Source organism: Ruminococcus sp. RTP21198st1_G1_RTP21198_201120 (assembly GCF_040924265.1).
Taxonomy (GTDB): domain Bacteria; phylum Bacillota; class Clostridia; order Oscillospirales; family Ruminococcaceae; genus Hominimerdicola; species Hominimerdicola aceti.
In genome coordinates this window covers 121,469-137,545 of sequence record NZ_JBCOMH010000003.1, presented here as the reverse complement: position 1 = coordinate 137,545, position 16,077 = coordinate 121,469, and the positions used below count along the sequence as shown (strand labels likewise).

The window sequence follows — 16,077 nt, the reverse complement described above, 5'->3', positions numbered from 1 at the left end:
AAGATCAAACATGAAGGTAAGACGTATTCTTGCGCTCGTTCTTTCTGCGGCTCTTGCTGTAACAGCTCTTACAGCTTGTACATCTGCTAAGGACGAAGCATCACAGAAGTCGGCTGACAAGCAGACGACAACTCTCAGCTATGACACTGTAAAGATCGGTGTTATACACATCGGCAACCCTGCCGACGGTTCAGGCTACACATATGCTCACGATCAGGGTATCGTTGGTATGCAGAAGGAGCTTGGACTTAAAGACGATCAGATCGTAAGAAAGAACAACGTATCAGACAGCGACCCTGCTGCTACAGAAACAGCTATCCGTGAGTGCATCGAGGAAGGCTGCAACATCATCTTCGGCACAAGCTGGGGCTATATGGACAAAATGGAATCCCTCGCTGAGGAATATCCTGACGTTTATTTCTGCCACGGCACAGGCTACAAGAACAACGGCAAGAACCTTAACAACTACTTCGGAAGAATTTATCAGGCAAGATATCTCACCGGTATCGTTGCAGGTATGAAGACAGAGTCAAATCTTATCGGTTACGTTTCCGCTATGGGCAGCGAGAACTCTGAGTGCACAGGCGGTATCGACGCTTTCGCAATGGGCGTTTATTCTGTAAATCCTGACGCTAAGGTTTATGTAAAGGTAACAAACAGCTGGTATTCACCAACAGAGGAAACAAACGCTGCAAAGGCTCTTCTTTCTGAGGGCTGCGACGTTATCGCTCAGCACTGCGACACACCTAACCCACAGCTCGAGGCTGAAAGCGCAGGCAAGTGGGGCGTAGGCTACAACACAGATATGTCTAAGGACGCTCCTAAGGCTACACTTACTTCAACTCTTTGGAACTGGTCTGCATACTACACATATCAGGTAAAGCAGATCGTAGATGGCAACTGGAAGTGTGAGAACTACTACGGCGGCATGGCTGACGGTCTTGTAGACATCGCTCCTCTGAACATGGATATCTGCACAGAGGATATGCAGAAGGCTGTTGACGAGGCTAAGGCTAAGATCGAAGACGGCTCATTCAACGTATTTGACGGCGTTATCGAAACAAACGACGGCAAAACAGTTGGTGAAGAGGGCAAAACTCTTGACGACGCTACTATCACAGGCGGAATCAACTGGTACTTCAAGAACGTTGAGGTCAAGTAATAAGGCTTAACAGCATAACAAAACATTTATACGGGCGGTGCAGGTTGCCGCCTGTTTTGTTAATGATATGAGCATACGGCAGCAGGTAATTCTGCTGTCGGTTTCTGATGACATTAGCAAATCTAAGGAAGTTCATAAAAAGGAGCTGAAAGTATGAGTGAAGAAATATCTGCTGAGATCGCTGTAAAATGCAGCGGTATAACAAAAGTTTTCGGCAGCGTGGTTGCAAACGACGGCATTGATCTTGAAGTAAAATACGGTGAGATACTTGCACTGCTGGGCGAAAACGGATCAGGAAAGACCACGTTGATGAATATGCTTTCGGGTATCTATCACCCTGACAAGGGCAATATCTACATTGCCGGCAAGCCTGAGGCGATAAATTCACCTATGGATTCTATCGAACTTGGCATAGGCATGATACATCAGCACTTCAAGCTTGTGGAGGTGTTCTCCGCCGCAGACAACATTGTGGCAGGCACAAAGGGCAAGCTTAAGAGCAAGGGCGCTGTAAGAGATGAGATAAAAAAGATATCTGAACAGCTTGGTCTTGAAGTTGACCCTGACAAAAAGGTATACAATATGTCCGTCAGTGAAAAGCAGACAGTTGAGATACTGAAGGTGCTTTACAGGGGTGCTAAAATACTTATTCTTGACGAGCCTACGGCGGTTCTTACTCCGCAGGAAACTGAAAAGCTTTTCAACATCCTGAGAAAAATGAAAGCTCAGGGCTGTGCTATCATTATCATCACCCACAAGCTGGGCGAGGTAATGGATATATCTGACAGAGTGACCATACTGCGAAAGGGCAAGAGCGTTGAAACTGTAAACACAGCAGAGAGCAGTGAAAAACAGCTCACTGAGCTTATGGTAGGCAAGGCGGTGGAGCTTTCAATAGAAAGACCTGAACCTGTGAACGTAAAGCCGATACTTAATGTAGTCGATCTGACGGTAAAGAACTCTGAGGGAAGCATTGCTCTCGATGACGTAAGCTTTGTTATAAACAGGGGCGAGATACTTGGTGTGGCAGGCATTGCAGGAAGCGGTCAGAAAGAGCTTTGCGAGACTATCGCAGGGCTTCAGAAGATAGAAAAGGGCGCAGTGCTTTACAACAAGGAGAACATCATAGGCAAGACACCTAAGGAGATAATAAATCTCGGCATAAGCATGAGCTTTATCCCTGAGGACAGACTTGGAATGGGTCTTATCGCTTCGGTGGGTATGACGGACAATATGCTTCTTAAAACATACAAGCAGGGCAAGCTTTGCTTTGTAGACAGAAAGCCTGCTAAGGCGCTTTCAAAGGAGCTTATAGAAAAGCTTGAAATAAAAACTCCGTCAACGGAACTTCCTGTAAGAATGCTTTCGGGCGGAAACGTTCAGAAGGTCCTGCTTGGACGAGAGATACACAGTGAGCCTGACCTGCTCATAACCGCATATCCTGTTCGTGGACTTGACATCAACTCATCATATCTTATATACTCGCTTCTTAACGAGCAGAAGAAAAAGAACACGGCTGTGCTTTTCATAGGCGAGGACCTTGACGTTCTTCTGGAGCTTTGCGACAGGATAATGGTGCTTTGTCACGGCAAGATAACAGGTATTTGTGACGCCAAAAAGGTCACAAAGGAACAGGTGGGCATGATGATGACAGGCTCGACAATGGAGGAGGTGCTGGGCATTGGCTGATATTATAAAAAAAGAGCCACTTATAAGAATAGCCAAGCGTGCTGAACGCTCAAACAAGCAAAAGCTTATCATAAGGCTTCTGTCGGTGCTTCTGGCTATTTGTGCAGGCGGAATATTCATTCTTATTCTTGGCAAAGATCCGTTTTCTTACTATGCGAAAATGGTAAAGGGTGCTTTTATCGGCAAGAACGCCGCAAGCCCTTTTATGCCGTTCAAAGAGACCATAAAGATAATGATACCGCTTCTTATATCTTCTCTTGGCATTACGCTTGCGTTTAAGATGAAGTTTTGGAATATCGGTGCAGAGGGTCAGATAATAATGGGCGGAGTTTTCGCTTCATACTTCGCTCTTTATCATTACGATATGCCTCACTATCTGCTTTTCATTGTGATGTTCGTTGCGGCGATGATAGGCGGAGGACTGTATGGCATTATCCCTGCATTTTTCAAGGCAAAATTCGACACAAACGAAACTTTGCTCACCCTTATGCTAAACTATATTGCACTTTACGTTATAGATTGGCTCACAAAGGGCGCATGGCAGGATCCTGAGTCAAAGGGATATCCTAAGATAGCAAGATTTGACCTTAACGCATGGCTTGACTCGCTGGGCGGTGTGCAGATAGGCTGGTTGATAGGTCTGGTGCTTGTGGTACTGGTATTTATCTATCTTAAATACACAAAGCAGGGCTACGAGATAACTGTAGTATCAGACAGCCACGCAACTGCAAGATATGCAGGCATGAGCCCTAGCAAGATAATGATAAGAACGATGTTCCTCAGCGGTGCTATCTGCGGTATCGCAGGAATGGTGCAGGCTTGCGGAACAGAACACACACTTTCAACATCTGTTGCAGGCGGAGTAGGCTTCACGGCTATCATAGTTGCATGGCTTGCAAACCTCAATCCATTCGGCATACTTGTGGTGTCATTCTTATTCGCAGTCCTTGAAAAGGGCAGCACCGTGGTATCGTCTGAATTTGTTCTTTCACCTTACTGCTCGGACGTTTTGCAGGGAATAATCCTGTTCTTCGTGCTTGGCTGTGAGTTCTTCATCAGATACAGATTTGTAACAAGAGGAGGCAGGAAAAATGACTAGACTTATTTCATTCCTTGCCCATGCGGTATATATGGGTACTCCTCTGCTTTTCGGCACAGTAGGAGAGATACAAAACGAAAAGGCGGGACACCTTAACCTTGGCGTTGAGGGAACAATGGCAATGGGCGCTTGCGCAGGCTTTATGGTAGCATACAAGACAGGAAGCCTTTGGCTTTCCATACTTGCGGCATTTCTTATGGGTGCGCTTGTTTCCCTTATCTATGCTTTTCTTACCATAACAATGATGGCGAACCAAAACGTAACAGGTCTTACACTGACTATATTCGGTACGGGACTTTCAAACTTCATAGGCGAGCAGATGATATCTGCTTCACCTACAGGCAACCTCAAACTGCCTGACGGAGTGATGAGCAGTCTGAAAAACATTGACATACCGCTTCTCAGCAAGATACCTGTTCTTGGAGAGGTGCTTTTCTCACAGAACATTTTCACATATCTGAGCATTGTTATCGCTGTGATAATGTTTATCTATCTGAAAAAGACTAAGGTGGGTCTTAACCTTAGAACTATCGGTGAGAATCCTGCTGTTGCGGACGCTGTGGGAATAAGCGTTGTGAAATACAAATACATAAACGTTCTTATCGGCGGAGGAATATGCGGAATAGGCGGAGCGTTCTGCTCAATGGTAATAAACGGCGGTGTTTGGATGGCAAACAGCGTGAACGGTCTTGGCTGGATAGCTGTAGCGCTTGTTATCTTCGCTGTATGGAATCCTGCAAGGGCTATTTACGGAGCGTATATTTTTGGTGCATTCATGGTGCTGAAATACTACTTCCCGAAAAACCTCGGCTTCACTGTTCCTGAGTCATTCTTTGATATGCTCCCATACCTTGTAACGGCTCTTGTTCTTATCATCACTTCAGTGAAAAAATCAAGAGAGCGTTCACAGCCACAATCCTGCGGTATAAATTATTTCCGTGAGGAGAGATAGGATCTCGAAGCTTGGCATTGTTTTCAAAGTGTAAAATAATTCTCAAGCCCCTACAATATATTACAGATAATACCTAAAGCAACATATTTAAAAGCTCTGCGTTTTGCAGGGCTTTTATTTTTGCCCTAGTGACAAAATGCAAAAGATGTGATATAATCAGATAAAAAGGGGTGAGAAAATGCTCAATATATACGAAAAATGCCCACAACCTAGGTTTTTCACCTGCGGCTGTCTTGAGAATGATGGCGGTTTTCTGCACATCAGGAGAACGCTTAACTGTGATGTGCTTATTTTTGTGACAGAGGGGACGCTTTTTATCACAATGAACGACACCGATCTTGCCGTGTGTCCGGGAGAATATGTCCTCCTGCCCTCCGGCACAGAACATTGGGGCACAAAGCCATGCGCAGGCAGGCTTTCATATATGTGGGTACACTTCTCTGCTCCGAAAACCCGTGGAGAAAGCTGCCCTGAGAGCGGCTTTGCATACGTTATCCCTGAGCATTTCACCGCCGCAGACCCTGGACGTGTGAGCATCATTTTCAGACAGCTTCTTGACTATCAGCGACAGGAAAGGCTTTACACTGAAATGCTCCCTGTCTGCACACTTTCAATGCTTCTTATGGAGATAACACAGCAATATCTTGCCGCTGGGAATGAACATGAGATATCCCCGAAGATATACAACATCTGCCAATGGATAAGATCGAACTGTCAGAAAAAGCTCACGGCAGAGATGATAGCACGGCATTTTCACTACAACGCTGAATATCTTTCCCTTATCTTCAAGAGGGAAACAGGCTGTACGCTTATAAAATATCTAAGCCGCACTAGAATAGACATCGCCAAAAGGCTTCTTGAAACGGAGGGCATAAGTATAAAGGAAACCGCCTATTCAAGCGGTTTTTTTGACGAAAAATACTTTATGAGGACCTTTCGCAAGCTTGAGGGCATGACGCCTATGCAATATCGTGAGGCATTTAGGAAAAGGAATATAAACAGTAAATAAAAGAAGCGATACCACACGGCTTTTTGTGCGGTATCGCCTTTATTTTATATTAACTAAAGGTTGATAAAACAAGTGAGCGGACACTGGTTGCACCTACAGGAGGTTTGATAAAAACTTACTTCTTCTCAGAGAAATAAACTGTGTATTCCTCGTCCATAACGTCGTAAAGTGGCTTGAATGTGATGTTATATTCCTGTCTCTTTGTGATATACTCGTTCTGCTTCCATGGGAATGTGCTGTAGGTGTGTTCTATCTGTGGCTCGAAAATATCGGCAGGCTTTGAGTAGTCACCGTGTAGACCGCAGTCACAGCCTGTTATGCCTGCAAGAACTATCGGCCCGTCAACTGCTGCCGCAAGGTATGGCATATCTTCAAGACGCTCCATTCTTATTTCTGACGGGAAGAAAAGACCAACTGTGTCGTTCTGCCACTCACCTGCCAGCTTTATATAGCCGTTTGCGATCTCAGCCTTTACTGCATTGCCGTTCACTGTCACTTCAGGCTCACCGCTTACCCATTCAGGCAGGCGAAGCTTCAGAACAAAAGCTGTCTTTTCTTCACAGCTTACTGTGAACTTCATTGACCAGCGTGACATTGTGAAGTCAGAATGTTCGTCAAAGAAAGTCTGGCTGTTGTAGTTTTTCATATCAGTTGTCTGCTCAATATGAACAGGCTTGTCTGATACTGTGATATCAGCCTTTGAAGGTATATACTGGCTGACAATAACGCCCTCACTGTCTGTAAAATAGACAAGGTCAGGATAAAGAGTCTGAGCCTGCACCATTGTTCCGTGACAGCACCAGAAATCGTGGGTCTTGCTGCCCCATTTTTTCTTTGAGCCGTGTTTAAGAGGCAGGAAATATGTTGGCATACCGGTAGAAGCGTTCTGCTGTGCAAGGAAGCCGTTATAAAGGCAACGCTCGATATAATCTGCATACTTTGTGTCACCTGTCCACTTGAAGAGGTAGTCGGCAGTTCTTACGAGGTTGTATACAGTGCAAAACTCCTGATCTGACGCACCAAGGAAATGACCCTGCTGATGAGGTGGCACCCAGAACTCACCTGAGTTTGCACCGCTTGTGGCGTATGTTCCACGGTCTGTGACAGCGCACTTGAAAAATCTCTCTGTGCGCGTTTTCCACTTTTCATCCCCTGTTATCTCATACATTCTTGCCGCACCATGAGAAAGCGGGATACCTGCGTTTGCGTGGTCGTTTGTGAGAGCGTCGCCGCCCTTATCAAGAGTATCGAAAACGCAGTTTCCGCTGTAGCGTTCGGCAAGCTTCATATACTTTTCGTCTTTTGTTATGCCGTAAAGGTCAGCCCAGACTTCGAGCATACCGCCCTGCTCGCCCTTATAAATGGCGTCGGGTGAACGTTTCAGCATCTCGTCTGTCCAATGAACATACCAATCTGCAAGCTTGCCCACAACGTCAAGAGCCTGCTCATTGCCTGTGTATTTATACACGTCAGTAAGACCCATGACAGTTTTGTGCATTACATACTGAGGTGACCACACATACTGACCTCTTGCCATCAAATCGAAATACTTTTCAGGGATAGAGCCTATCCACTCGCCGCCATTGAGCTTCTGACAGCGTGCAAGCTCGCTTATTATCTTATCAAGCTTTGCTTTAAGCTCAATATCCTCATTTGAAGCGCAATAAGCTGCCGCCGCAGACAACCAATGACCGAGAAAATGACCTCTCAACTGGCAGGTAGGAGCTTCCCAGCCCCAGTGGAGCTTTGCTCCTTCAGGATCGTTCGCCACCTGAAGCCCCGGCATTACAACGCCTGCTTCTAGGTAGAAATTCTGCAAAAGGCAAGTGGAGTCAAGCTCAAAAAGGTAGTTTCTGTTAAGGTCGGCTCTTTCACGAAAAAGTCCTGAAAGAAGCGACACATTATGACTGTTCACTTTATCAAGCATAGAAGATACCTCCGAAATTTTATTTTTTCTATACTTGATTATAACAGCAAACCGCATATCTTTCAAGTGGACAAAACCCGAGATTTTATGGACAAAGCTTAGGTATTCATAGCCCAATTACGATACAACAAAAGAAATGGGCGACCACAGGTCGCCCATACGCTTTGTTATGTTATGATAAACTGTTTTTACTTCGCCTTTGCCGAAGCCACAAAAGATTTGAGCTCCTCCTCAGACATATAGCCGACAGTTGAAGCAACTACCTTGCCATGTTTCACAACAAAAAGGGCAGGTATGCTCGAGATACCGAAAGCGGCTGCAAGCTCGTTTTCATCGTCAACGTTGACCTTCCCCACCTTTACAGAACTGTCCTCCTCAGAATACTTATCCACCAGCGGTGAAAGCATTTTGCACGGACCGCACCATGCTGCCCAGAAGTCAAGCAGGACAGGCTTTTCCGAGTGCATTACTTCGTTTTCAAAATTATCCTTTGTTATGACCTTTACTGACATTTTTCACAGCTCCTTTTCTAATCCTTGCTTTTGTAATAGAGCATACAATGGCAGAAGCCCTCAAAATTCGGGTCGGCTATCTGCTCACGGAACTCTTTGCACATACACTTGTTTTCCTCTGTGCGCTGTATCCTGCACGGACAATAGCCACCTGTGCGTTTAAGCCCCTCTTTTATGCTCTTTACCATTTCTTTATCATCATTAAGACGTACCATTACTACCTATCCTTTGCAGATATGCTTAGATTATTCCTTGACAAATGCCTTTACTATCTCGCCGATATACTGATAGTGATAATCCTTGTCAGAATACCATTTCTCATCGTTTTCAGTATCAACAAAGCACTCAGGCTTCATCTCCTGAACATAAGCCTTTTTGCACACAAGCACCATATCAGCTTCCGCAAAAGCTGTTACCTCCACGCCGTTTTCAGACACGAACACAGGGGTCAGACCTGTTTCCTTTGCCTTGTCGCAGTCACGTCCACTATGTGAGCCACAGAATGAAAGTGCCTTTTTATACTCCTCTTTGAAAAAGCTTATGGTGAAATATTCTGCCTTGTCGATAAATTCCTTTGTATATCTCTGTGGTCTTATAACTGTGGTGAAGGTGTTCTTTCCCCACATAACGCCTGCAAAGCCCCATGAAGCTGTCATTGTGTTCCAGCCACTCTCGTCGCCTGCTGTTACAAGAAACCACTCCTTGCCTATCTTTTTGTATGGATTGAAGTCAATAGCGTCAAGCTTTTCTGTTACCTCTTTGAAACCGTTGAAACTGCTCATTTTCATTACCGCCTTTCAGTATTATGTCAGACTTATCATACTTATTGTACACCAATATCGTATAGAAAACGTCTGAGTATATTATATATCATTTCTTATGAAATTGCAACCCCTTGAAAACACTGAAATATTGTACAAAAATCGTTAAACAGGGCTTTTTTGTGTTGCTTTTTTTGAAGAATAGTGATATAATTGAATTAAGTATTTGTAAAGCTGTTTTTGTGTTTTTGGTTTAGCTGTTTTATTTTATGCCGTTACAATACTTGATATGTATATCTTTTGAAGTTTATACAGAATAAATTGTATATTGTCTAAAAATATACATTAAAAAGCCTTAAAATGTGTATAAATATAAAATTTTTATGCAAAAGCACTTGACAATGCTGTATAAAGGTGTATAATAATTTTATCGGCATGAGAGCCGTGAAAATATTATACAAACATACTTACTACAAACAATGGAGGAATTTTGTTATGGCAAAAGAGATCAAAAAGGTTGTCCTTGCTTATTCCGGCGGACTTGATACATCTATCATCATTCCGTGGCTCAAGGAAAACTACAACAACTGCGAAGTAATCGCTGTTTCAGGAAACGTTGGTCAGGGCACAGAGCTTGACGGCCTTGAGGAAAAGGCTATCAAGACAGGCGCTTCTAAGCTCTATATCGAGGACCTTACAGAAGAGTTCATCGAGGATTATGTATATCCAACAGTACAGGCTGGCGCTGTTTATGAGAACCAGTACCTCCTCGGCACTTCATTTGCTCGTCCGATCATTGCAAAGAGAATAGCTGAGATCGCTATCAAAGAGGGAGCTGACGCTATTTGCCACGGCTGCACAGGTAAGGGCAACGACCAGGTTAGATTTGAGCTTGCTATCAAGGCTTTCGCTCCTGATATGGAGATAATCGCTCCTTGGAGAATCTGGGATCTTAAGTCAAGAGAGCAGGAGATCGAGTATGCTGAGGCACACAACATTCCTCTGAAGATAAACAGAGAAACAAACTACTCAAAGGACAAGAACCTTTGGCACCTTTCACACGAAGGTCTGGATCTTGAAGATCCTGCAAACGAGCCACAGTATGAGAAGCCGGGCTTCCTTGAAATGGGCGTTTCACCTATCATGGCTCCTGACAAGCCAACTTATGTAACTATCCACTTTGAAAAGGGTATCCCAACAGCAGTTGACGGCGTTGAGATGAACGGCAAGGAGCTTGTTACAAAGCTTAACGAGCTTGGCGGTGCAAACGGTATCGGTCTTGCTGACCTTGTTGAGAACAGACTTGTTGGTATGAAGTCAAGAGGCGTTTATGAAACTCCAGGCGGAGCTATCCTTTACAAGGCTCATGAAGTTCTTGAAACTATCACACTTGACAAGGAAACTGCAAGAGTTAAGCAGTATCTTTCAATCAAGTTTGCTGACATTGTTTACAATGGTCAGTGGTTCACTCCTCTCCGTGAGGCTATGAGCGCATTTGTTACAGAAACACAGAAGACTGTTACAGGTGACGTTAAGCTCAAGCTTTACAAGGGCAACATGATAAACGCAGGTGTAACATCTCCATACACACTTTATGATGAAGAAGTTGCTACATTTGATGAGGACAATGTTTACAATCAGGCTGATTCAGCAGGATTCATCAACCTCTTCGGTCTGCCTATCAAGGTAAGAGCTAAGCTCGAGCAGAAGAGAAACGCTAAGAAAGACTAATAGCGACGCTCTGGTCAGCAGAGCATAAAGGTGTATAACCTTAAAAAGTTTGTATAATATTTTTCACGGAGGTTTTGATATGTCAGATAACAACAGCATTTTTGAGCCTGCAATAGACAAGAAGGTCGAGATCTCTTATGACAGCCTGCCGAACTCCTCTTTTGAGGACGTAAACCTCGGCGGAGCAAAGTTCTCGAACGTAAATCTTAAGGAAGCCGTTTTCGATGACGTTAACATGGACGAGACACATTTCAACAACGTCAGCATGAAAGAAAGCGACTTTGCAGATATGTATATGGTAAACACAAAGTTCTTGGGCGTAAATCTCAGCAACTCGAGATTTGGCTGCTCTATCATGAACAATGTTGAGTTTAAAAATCCTGATCTTAAGAACTCACAGTTCATTCACTGTGACCTTACAAACGTTGAGATAAACGATTGCAAGATAGACGGTCTGAAGATCAACGGCGTGGATATCCAGAAGCTGCTTGAACAGCACGAAAAGGAAATTTGATCCGCACTTATTGAAATGTATTGGGGCAGGATGATCCTTTGGGGTCATTTTGCCCATACATTTTTTATATTTGATAACTTGAAATAAACATAAAGGACGGTTTTAAAATGGCAGGAAAAATGTGGGCAGGAAGATTTACAAAGGAAGTTGACGAAAGAGTCAATGATTTCAATTCATCTATTTCCTTTGACGCAAGAATGTACCGCTATGATATAGAGGGTTCTATGGCGCACGCCACAATGCTGGGCGAGTGCGGTATAATCGAAAAGCACGAAAGCGAAAAAATAGTCCAGGGACTTAAGGGTATTCTTGCGGATATCGACGAGGGAAAATTACAGTTCGACCCTACTGCAGAGGACGTTCATATGTTTGTTGAGGCTGAGCTTACCAAAAGGCTTGGCGACACAGGCAAAAGACTTCACACGGCAAGATCAAGAAACGATCAGGTGGCACTTGACGTGAGAATGATACTCAGAGCCGAAACAAAAGAGATAATCGAGCTTGTGAAAAAGCTTGAGCACACTATCCTTGACATTGCAGAGAAAAATCTCACAACTGTTATGCCGGGATATACTCATCTTCAGAGGGCACAGCCTATCACATTTGCTCACCACCTTATGGCGTATGCAAATATGCTTCTGAGAGATATTTCAAGACTTGAGGACAGCTACAAGAGAACAAACATCATGCCTTTGGGAAGCGGTGCTCTTGCATCTACAACTTACCCTATAAACAGACAGAGAGTGTGCGATCTGCTTGGCTTTGACGAGATAACACAGAACTCACTTGACGGCGTTTCGGACAGAGATTTCTGCATCGAGCTTTGCTCAGCTATCTCACTGCTTATGATGCACCTTTCAAGATTTTCAGAGGAGATAATACTTTGGTGCTCATGGGAATTCAAATTCATCGAGCTTGACGACGCTTATGCAACAGGCTCGTCTATCATGCCACAGAAGAAAAACCCTGATGTTACTGAGCTTATCAGAGGCAAGACAGGCAGAGTTTACGGCGACCTTAACACACTGCTCGTTATGATGAAGGGTCTGCCACTTGCATACAACAAGGATATGCAGGAGGACAAGGAAGCTATCTTTGACGCAATCGACACTGTTAAGCTTTGCCTTAAAACGTTTGACCCGATGCTTGCTACAATGAGAGTTATCCCTGAGAACATGAGAAACGCCGCAGCCAAGGGCTTTATAAACGCTACAGACTGCGCTGACTATCTTGTTAAGAAGGGTATGCCTTTCAGAGACGCTTACAAGATAACGGGCACTCTCGTTCACACCTGTATTGAAAAGGGCTGCACACTTGAAACTCTCCCATTGGAGGAGTACAGGAAGCTCACTGACAACTTTGACGAGGACGTTTATGACGCTATCAGCCTTGACACCTGCGTAATGCAGAGAAAAGCGGCAGGCGGTCCTGCTCCTGAGTCTGTAAAAGCTCAGATAGAATATGTCAGAAATAAGCTTTGATAAACACCGCTCCCCTGTTAAGACGGCACTGCTATATCTTGTGCTGTGGGAGCTTGCGACAGTTATAATGTGGCTTTTTACGGCTAAGCTTTTTGTGATATATCCGCTGTTTGCGGTGGGATTTACGGTGGTGTACCCTGTGTGTACATGGTGGACTTGCTACCGACACGCTAAGAACTACGGCTTGAAATGGTATGTTGCGCCTGTGATGATAGGGGTTTCGGTGATAGAATATATCTTCGTGGAGGAAGCAAGGTCGGTAGTGCCGAACTTTATCGTACTCACTGTGTTGACCGCAGGCTTTGCCGCAGGTATTGGAAACTGCTTTGCGGATAAGGACGCAATAAACGCCGCAAAGGAAGATAAAAAGCGTAAAAAGCTGAAAAAAGAACCTGAATACAAGAACATTTTGGACGATAATTAAAAGTATGCAGACGGCTAAAGAGCTGTCAGCCAAACGGACGAACACTGTTCGCCCCTACAAAAGTTTGCATTTGCATGAGCATACAGATTATTGACAGACAAAATCATAAAGTTTTATAGAAGGATATGAAGAAAAATGAAAACAAGAGTTTTTATTGATGGCAAAGAGGGAACAACGGGACTTCAGATATATGAGCGTTTTCAGAACAGAAATGACGTTGAGATAATGCTCATTGACGAGGAAAAGCGTAAGGACGTGAACGAGAGAGCAAAGATGATAAACTCATCGGATATCACTTTTCTCTGCCTGCCTGACGCAGCGGCAATAGAGGCGGCTTCACTTTGCACAAACCCTGATGTTAGGATAATAGACGCTTCTACCGCCCACAGAACAAACCCTGCTTGGGACTATGGTTTTCCTGAGCTTTCTGAAAAGCATAGAGAGAATATCCGCAATTCAAAAAGAGTTGCAAACCCAGGCTGTTATGCAAGCGGCTTTATAAGCCTTGTTTATCCTCTCGTAAAGGAAGGAGTGCTTCCTGAGGATTATCCTGTTACCTGCCACGCAGTTTCAGGCTACAGCGGCGGCGGAAAGAAAATGATAGCCGCTATGGAAAGCGAAAATAAAACAAAGGAAATGTATTCTCCACGTCAGTATGCACTTGGGCAGAAGCACAAGCATATCCCTGAAATGCAGGCGGTGTGCGGACTTAAATATAAGCCTATGTTCAATCCGATAGTGGATGACTATTATAATGGTATGGTTGTTTCTGTGCCGCTGGTGACAAGATGTTTGACAAAAAAGTATACACCTGAGAATATCCATGAAATAATGGCGGAGCATTATCTTGGTCAGCATTTCGTTAAGGTAATGGAGCTTGGTGGAACAAAAACGCTTCCTGACGGATTTATCGCAGCGAATACATTGGCAGGAACAAATAATATGCAGATATTCGTCTGCGGAAATGAGGATCAGATATTGCTTATGTCGAGATTTGATAACCTTGGAAAAGGCGCAAGCGGCGCAGCAATACAGAATATGAATATAATGTTGGGGATAAACGAAGCAACGGGGCTGGAATAACAAAAAAGCAAAAAACAAACCAAAAGCACCGCACAAAAAAATCGCCGGTGCAGGGCGGCGTTAGCCCTGCCGAGGGACGGGGGCGAGCAGCCCCAGCGGGGGCAAAATAAAGCCAAAAGCAAAATCAAACCCAACAGGGGGCAGAGCCCCCTCCACAAAAGTACGGTCTAAAAAAAGCGGCGGACAAAAAAATAAAACAAACCGAAGTAAAATTTCTCAACCAAGCCTAAAAACCAACAAAACTCCGCCGCTTTTGTCATTTGAACAGCGAAGCGTCTTCAAATGACTCGCCAACGGCGACAATAAGCTCCCCCACAAAGGAGAGCAATCCCCGACCAATGAGTGCGAATATAAAAGTGCGGAAAAAATAAGCGGGCAAACGCTGTTCGCCCCTACAGAAATAATTAATAGAAAAAATCTGTCCTGATCTAATTAGTGTGAAAATTTTGTAAGGAGTTTTGAATATGAAAGAGATATCAAAGAAAAATTTCGACGGCTATAAGTATGTAGACGGCGGCGTGTGTGCTGCAAAGGGCTTTAAGGCTAACGGTCTTTATTGCGGCATAAAGGAAAACCCTACAAAAAAACCTGACCTCTGCCTTGTGGAGTCTGACGTTATGTGCTCTGCCGCCGGCGTTTTTACTCAGAACAAGGTCAAGGGTGCTCCTGTTACTGTTTCTCAGAAAAATCTTGCTAAAACAGGCGGCAAGGCTAAGGGCTTTATCCTCAACTCCAAAAACGCTAACACCTGTAACGCTGACGGCGAGGAAAAGGCTTACAAAATGTGCGAGATGACTGCCGCTAAAATGGGCGTTAAGCCTGAGGAAATTCTTATCGCTCAGACAGGCGTTATCGGTCAGATACTCCCTCTCGAGCCTATCGAAGCTAAGATAGACGAGCTTTATGAGGGACTTTCCTATGAGGGAAACGAAAAAGCCGCTATTGCTATCATGACTACTGATACAGTGAAAAAGGAAGTGGCTGTTGAGTTTGAGCTTGACGGCAAGATCTGCCACGTTGGCGGCATGGGCAAGGGCAGCGGTATGATACACCCTAACATGGCAACTACGCTCAATGTTATCACCACGGACTGTGCTGTATCTTCCGAAATGCTCAAAAAGGCTCTTACTGATATCGTCAAGATAACATATAACTGCCTGTCTGTTGACGGCGACCAGTCAACGAACGATACCTGTGCTATTATGGCTAACGGACTTGCAGGAAACCCTGAGATAACAGCCGAGGGTGAGAGCTACGAGGTGTTCAAAAAGGCTCTTTATATCGTTATGATGAACATTACTAAAATGCTCGCAAAGGACGGCGAGGGCGCAACTAAGCTTCTTGAATGTACTGTTACCGGTTCAAAAGACCTTGACACCGCCATAATCGTTGCAAAGAGCGTTATATGCTCGCCGCTTTTCAAGTGTGCAATGTTCGGTGCTGACGCTAACTGGGGCAGGATACTCTGCGCTGTTGGATACGCTGAAGCTGATTTTGACATAAACAAGGTGGACGTTTCACTGTCATCAAAGGCAGGAGAGATACACGTTTGCCACAATGGTGCAGGCATAGAGTTCTCTGAGGAAGTGGCTAAGACCGTTCTTCTTGAGGACGAGATCACAATAAGCGTTTCTATCGGCGACGGCAACGGCACTGCCACTGCATGGGGCTGTGACCTTACATATGATTATGTTAAGATAAACGGCGATTACAGAAGCTAAGACATAAAATCA

The 16,077-nt window shown here is 44.5% G+C and carries 15 protein-coding genes; 11 read left to right on the top strand and 4 right to left on the bottom strand.

Annotated elements, in window-relative coordinates:
- The first annotated feature begins 10 nt into the window (after positions 1-10).
- The 5 genes from AB5627_RS03120 to AB5627_RS03100 all read left to right on the top strand — a co-directional run bounded on the left by AB5627_RS03120 (position 11) and on the right by AB5627_RS03100 (position 5,911).
- Complete coding sequence (locus AB5627_RS03120) at positions 11-1,162, top strand: BMP family ABC transporter substrate-binding protein (protein ID WP_022288139.1); 1,152 nt, start codon at positions 11-13, stop codon at positions 1,160-1,162.
- A gap of 153 nt (positions 1,163-1,315) precedes the next feature.
- Positions 1,316-2,851 (top strand): ABC transporter ATP-binding protein, encoded by a 1,536-nt coding sequence (locus AB5627_RS03115; RefSeq protein ID WP_022288140.1) that lies wholly within the window; start codon positions 1,316-1,318, stop codon positions 2,849-2,851.
- A complete protein-coding gene (locus AB5627_RS03110) occupies positions 2,844-3,950 on the top strand; it encodes an ABC transporter permease (protein ID WP_022288141.1) in 1,107 nt (368 codons plus the stop codon). The genes AB5627_RS03115 and AB5627_RS03110 overlap by 8 nt, the downstream gene beginning before the upstream one ends.
- On the top strand, positions 3,943-4,902 hold the full coding sequence (locus AB5627_RS03105) for an ABC transporter permease (protein ID WP_022288142.1): 960 nt from the start codon (positions 3,943-3,945) through the stop codon (positions 4,900-4,902). Before AB5627_RS03110 ends, AB5627_RS03105 begins: the two co-directional genes overlap by 8 nt.
- A 178-nt stretch (positions 4,903-5,080) precedes the next feature.
- Complete coding sequence (locus tag AB5627_RS03100; RefSeq protein ID WP_022288143.1) at positions 5,081-5,911, top strand: AraC family transcriptional regulator; 831 nt, start codon at positions 5,081-5,083, stop codon at positions 5,909-5,911.
- A 115-nt stretch (positions 5,912-6,026) separates the two neighbouring features.
- Here AB5627_RS03100 and AB5627_RS03095 read toward each other — a convergent pair whose 3' ends face one another.
- From AB5627_RS03095 to AB5627_RS03080, 4 genes are all read right to left on the bottom strand, one after another.
- Positions 6,027-7,838: a beta-L-arabinofuranosidase domain-containing protein gene (locus tag AB5627_RS03095; RefSeq protein ID WP_022288144.1), complete on the bottom strand. Its 1,812-nt coding sequence runs from the start codon at positions 7,836-7,838 to the stop codon at positions 6,027-6,029.
- Positions 7,839-8,026: 188 nt separating this feature from the next.
- The gene (gene trxA, locus AB5627_RS03090; RefSeq protein WP_022288145.1) at positions 8,027-8,350 is read right to left on the bottom strand and encodes a thioredoxin; all 324 of its coding nucleotides are present in this window, start codon (positions 8,348-8,350) and stop codon (positions 8,027-8,029) included.
- A 17-nt stretch (positions 8,351-8,367) separates the two neighbouring features.
- A complete protein-coding gene (locus tag AB5627_RS03085) occupies positions 8,368-8,565 on the bottom strand; it encodes a ferredoxin-thioredoxin reductase catalytic domain-containing protein (RefSeq protein ID WP_022288146.1) in 198 nt (65 codons plus the stop codon).
- Between the two features lie 30 nt (positions 8,566-8,595).
- The gene (locus AB5627_RS03080) at positions 8,596-9,132 is read right to left on the bottom strand and encodes a flavin reductase (protein ID WP_022288147.1); all 537 of its coding nucleotides are present in this window, start codon (positions 9,130-9,132) and stop codon (positions 8,596-8,598) included.
- A gap of 474 nt (positions 9,133-9,606) precedes the next feature.
- Here AB5627_RS03080 and AB5627_RS03075 point away from each other — a divergent pair, with 474 nt between their 5' ends.
- From AB5627_RS03075 to argJ, 6 genes are all read left to right on the top strand, one after another.
- A complete protein-coding gene (locus AB5627_RS03075; protein ID WP_022288148.1) occupies positions 9,607-10,842 on the top strand; it encodes an argininosuccinate synthase in 1,236 nt (411 codons plus the stop codon).
- A 79-nt stretch (positions 10,843-10,921) separates the two neighbouring features.
- Entirely contained in the window at positions 10,922-11,356 is a 435-nt protein-coding gene (locus AB5627_RS03070) for a pentapeptide repeat-containing protein (RefSeq protein ID WP_022288149.1), read from the top strand.
- A gap of 107 nt (positions 11,357-11,463) precedes the next feature.
- The gene (gene argH / locus AB5627_RS03065) at positions 11,464-12,837 is read left to right on the top strand and encodes an argininosuccinate lyase (RefSeq protein ID WP_022288150.1); all 1,374 of its coding nucleotides are present in this window, start codon (positions 11,464-11,466) and stop codon (positions 12,835-12,837) included.
- Complete coding sequence (locus tag AB5627_RS03060; RefSeq protein ID WP_022288151.1) at positions 12,818-13,261, top strand: hypothetical protein; 444 nt, start codon at positions 12,818-12,820, stop codon at positions 13,259-13,261. Before argH ends, AB5627_RS03060 begins: the two co-directional genes overlap by 20 nt.
- Positions 13,262-13,396: 135 nt before the next feature.
- On the top strand, positions 13,397-14,344 hold the full coding sequence (gene argC, locus AB5627_RS03055; protein WP_022288152.1) for an N-acetyl-gamma-glutamyl-phosphate reductase: 948 nt from the start codon (positions 13,397-13,399) through the stop codon (positions 14,342-14,344).
- Between the two features lie 464 nt (positions 14,345-14,808).
- Positions 14,809-16,065, top strand: a complete 1,257-nt coding sequence (argJ, locus tag AB5627_RS03050; protein WP_022288153.1) for a bifunctional glutamate N-acetyltransferase/amino-acid acetyltransferase ArgJ — start codon at positions 14,809-14,811, stop codon at positions 16,063-16,065.
- Positions 16,066-16,077 lie beyond the last annotated feature (12 nt).

Coding starts and splice junctions, on each gene's coding strand:
- AB5627_RS03120 (WP_022288139.1), top strand. CDS start 11: ATGAAGGTAAGACGTATTCTTGCGCTCGTTCTTTCTGCGGCTCTTGCT.
- AB5627_RS03115 (WP_022288140.1), top strand. CDS start 1,316: ATGAGTGAAGAAATATCTGCTGAGATCGCTGTAAAATGCAGCGGTATA.
- AB5627_RS03105 (WP_022288142.1), top strand. CDS start 3,943: ATGACTAGACTTATTTCATTCCTTGCCCATGCGGTATATATGGGTACT.
- AB5627_RS03100 (WP_022288143.1), top strand. CDS start 5,081: ATGCTCAATATATACGAAAAATGCCCACAACCTAGGTTTTTCACCTGC.
- AB5627_RS03095 (WP_022288144.1), bottom strand. CDS start 7,838: ATGCTTGATAAAGTGAACAGTCATAATGTGTCGCTTCTTTCAGGACTT.
- trxA (WP_022288145.1), bottom strand. CDS start 8,350: ATGTCAGTAAAGGTCATAACAAAGGATAATTTTGAAAACGAAGTAATG.
- AB5627_RS03085 (WP_022288146.1), bottom strand. CDS start 8,565: ATGGTACGTCTTAATGATGATAAAGAAATGGTAAAGAGCATAAAAGAG.
- AB5627_RS03080 (WP_022288147.1), bottom strand. CDS start 9,132: ATGAGCAGTTTCAACGGTTTCAAAGAGGTAACAGAAAAGCTTGACGCT.
- AB5627_RS03075 (WP_022288148.1), top strand. CDS start 9,607: ATGGCAAAAGAGATCAAAAAGGTTGTCCTTGCTTATTCCGGCGGACTT.
- AB5627_RS03070 (WP_022288149.1), top strand. CDS start 10,922: ATGTCAGATAACAACAGCATTTTTGAGCCTGCAATAGACAAGAAGGTC.
- argH (WP_022288150.1), top strand. CDS start 11,464: ATGGCAGGAAAAATGTGGGCAGGAAGATTTACAAAGGAAGTTGACGAA.
- AB5627_RS03060 (WP_022288151.1), top strand. CDS start 12,818: ATGTCAGAAATAAGCTTTGATAAACACCGCTCCCCTGTTAAGACGGCA.
- argC (WP_022288152.1), top strand. CDS start 13,397: ATGAAAACAAGAGTTTTTATTGATGGCAAAGAGGGAACAACGGGACTT.
- argJ (WP_022288153.1), top strand. CDS start 14,809: ATGAAAGAGATATCAAAGAAAAATTTCGACGGCTATAAGTATGTAGAC.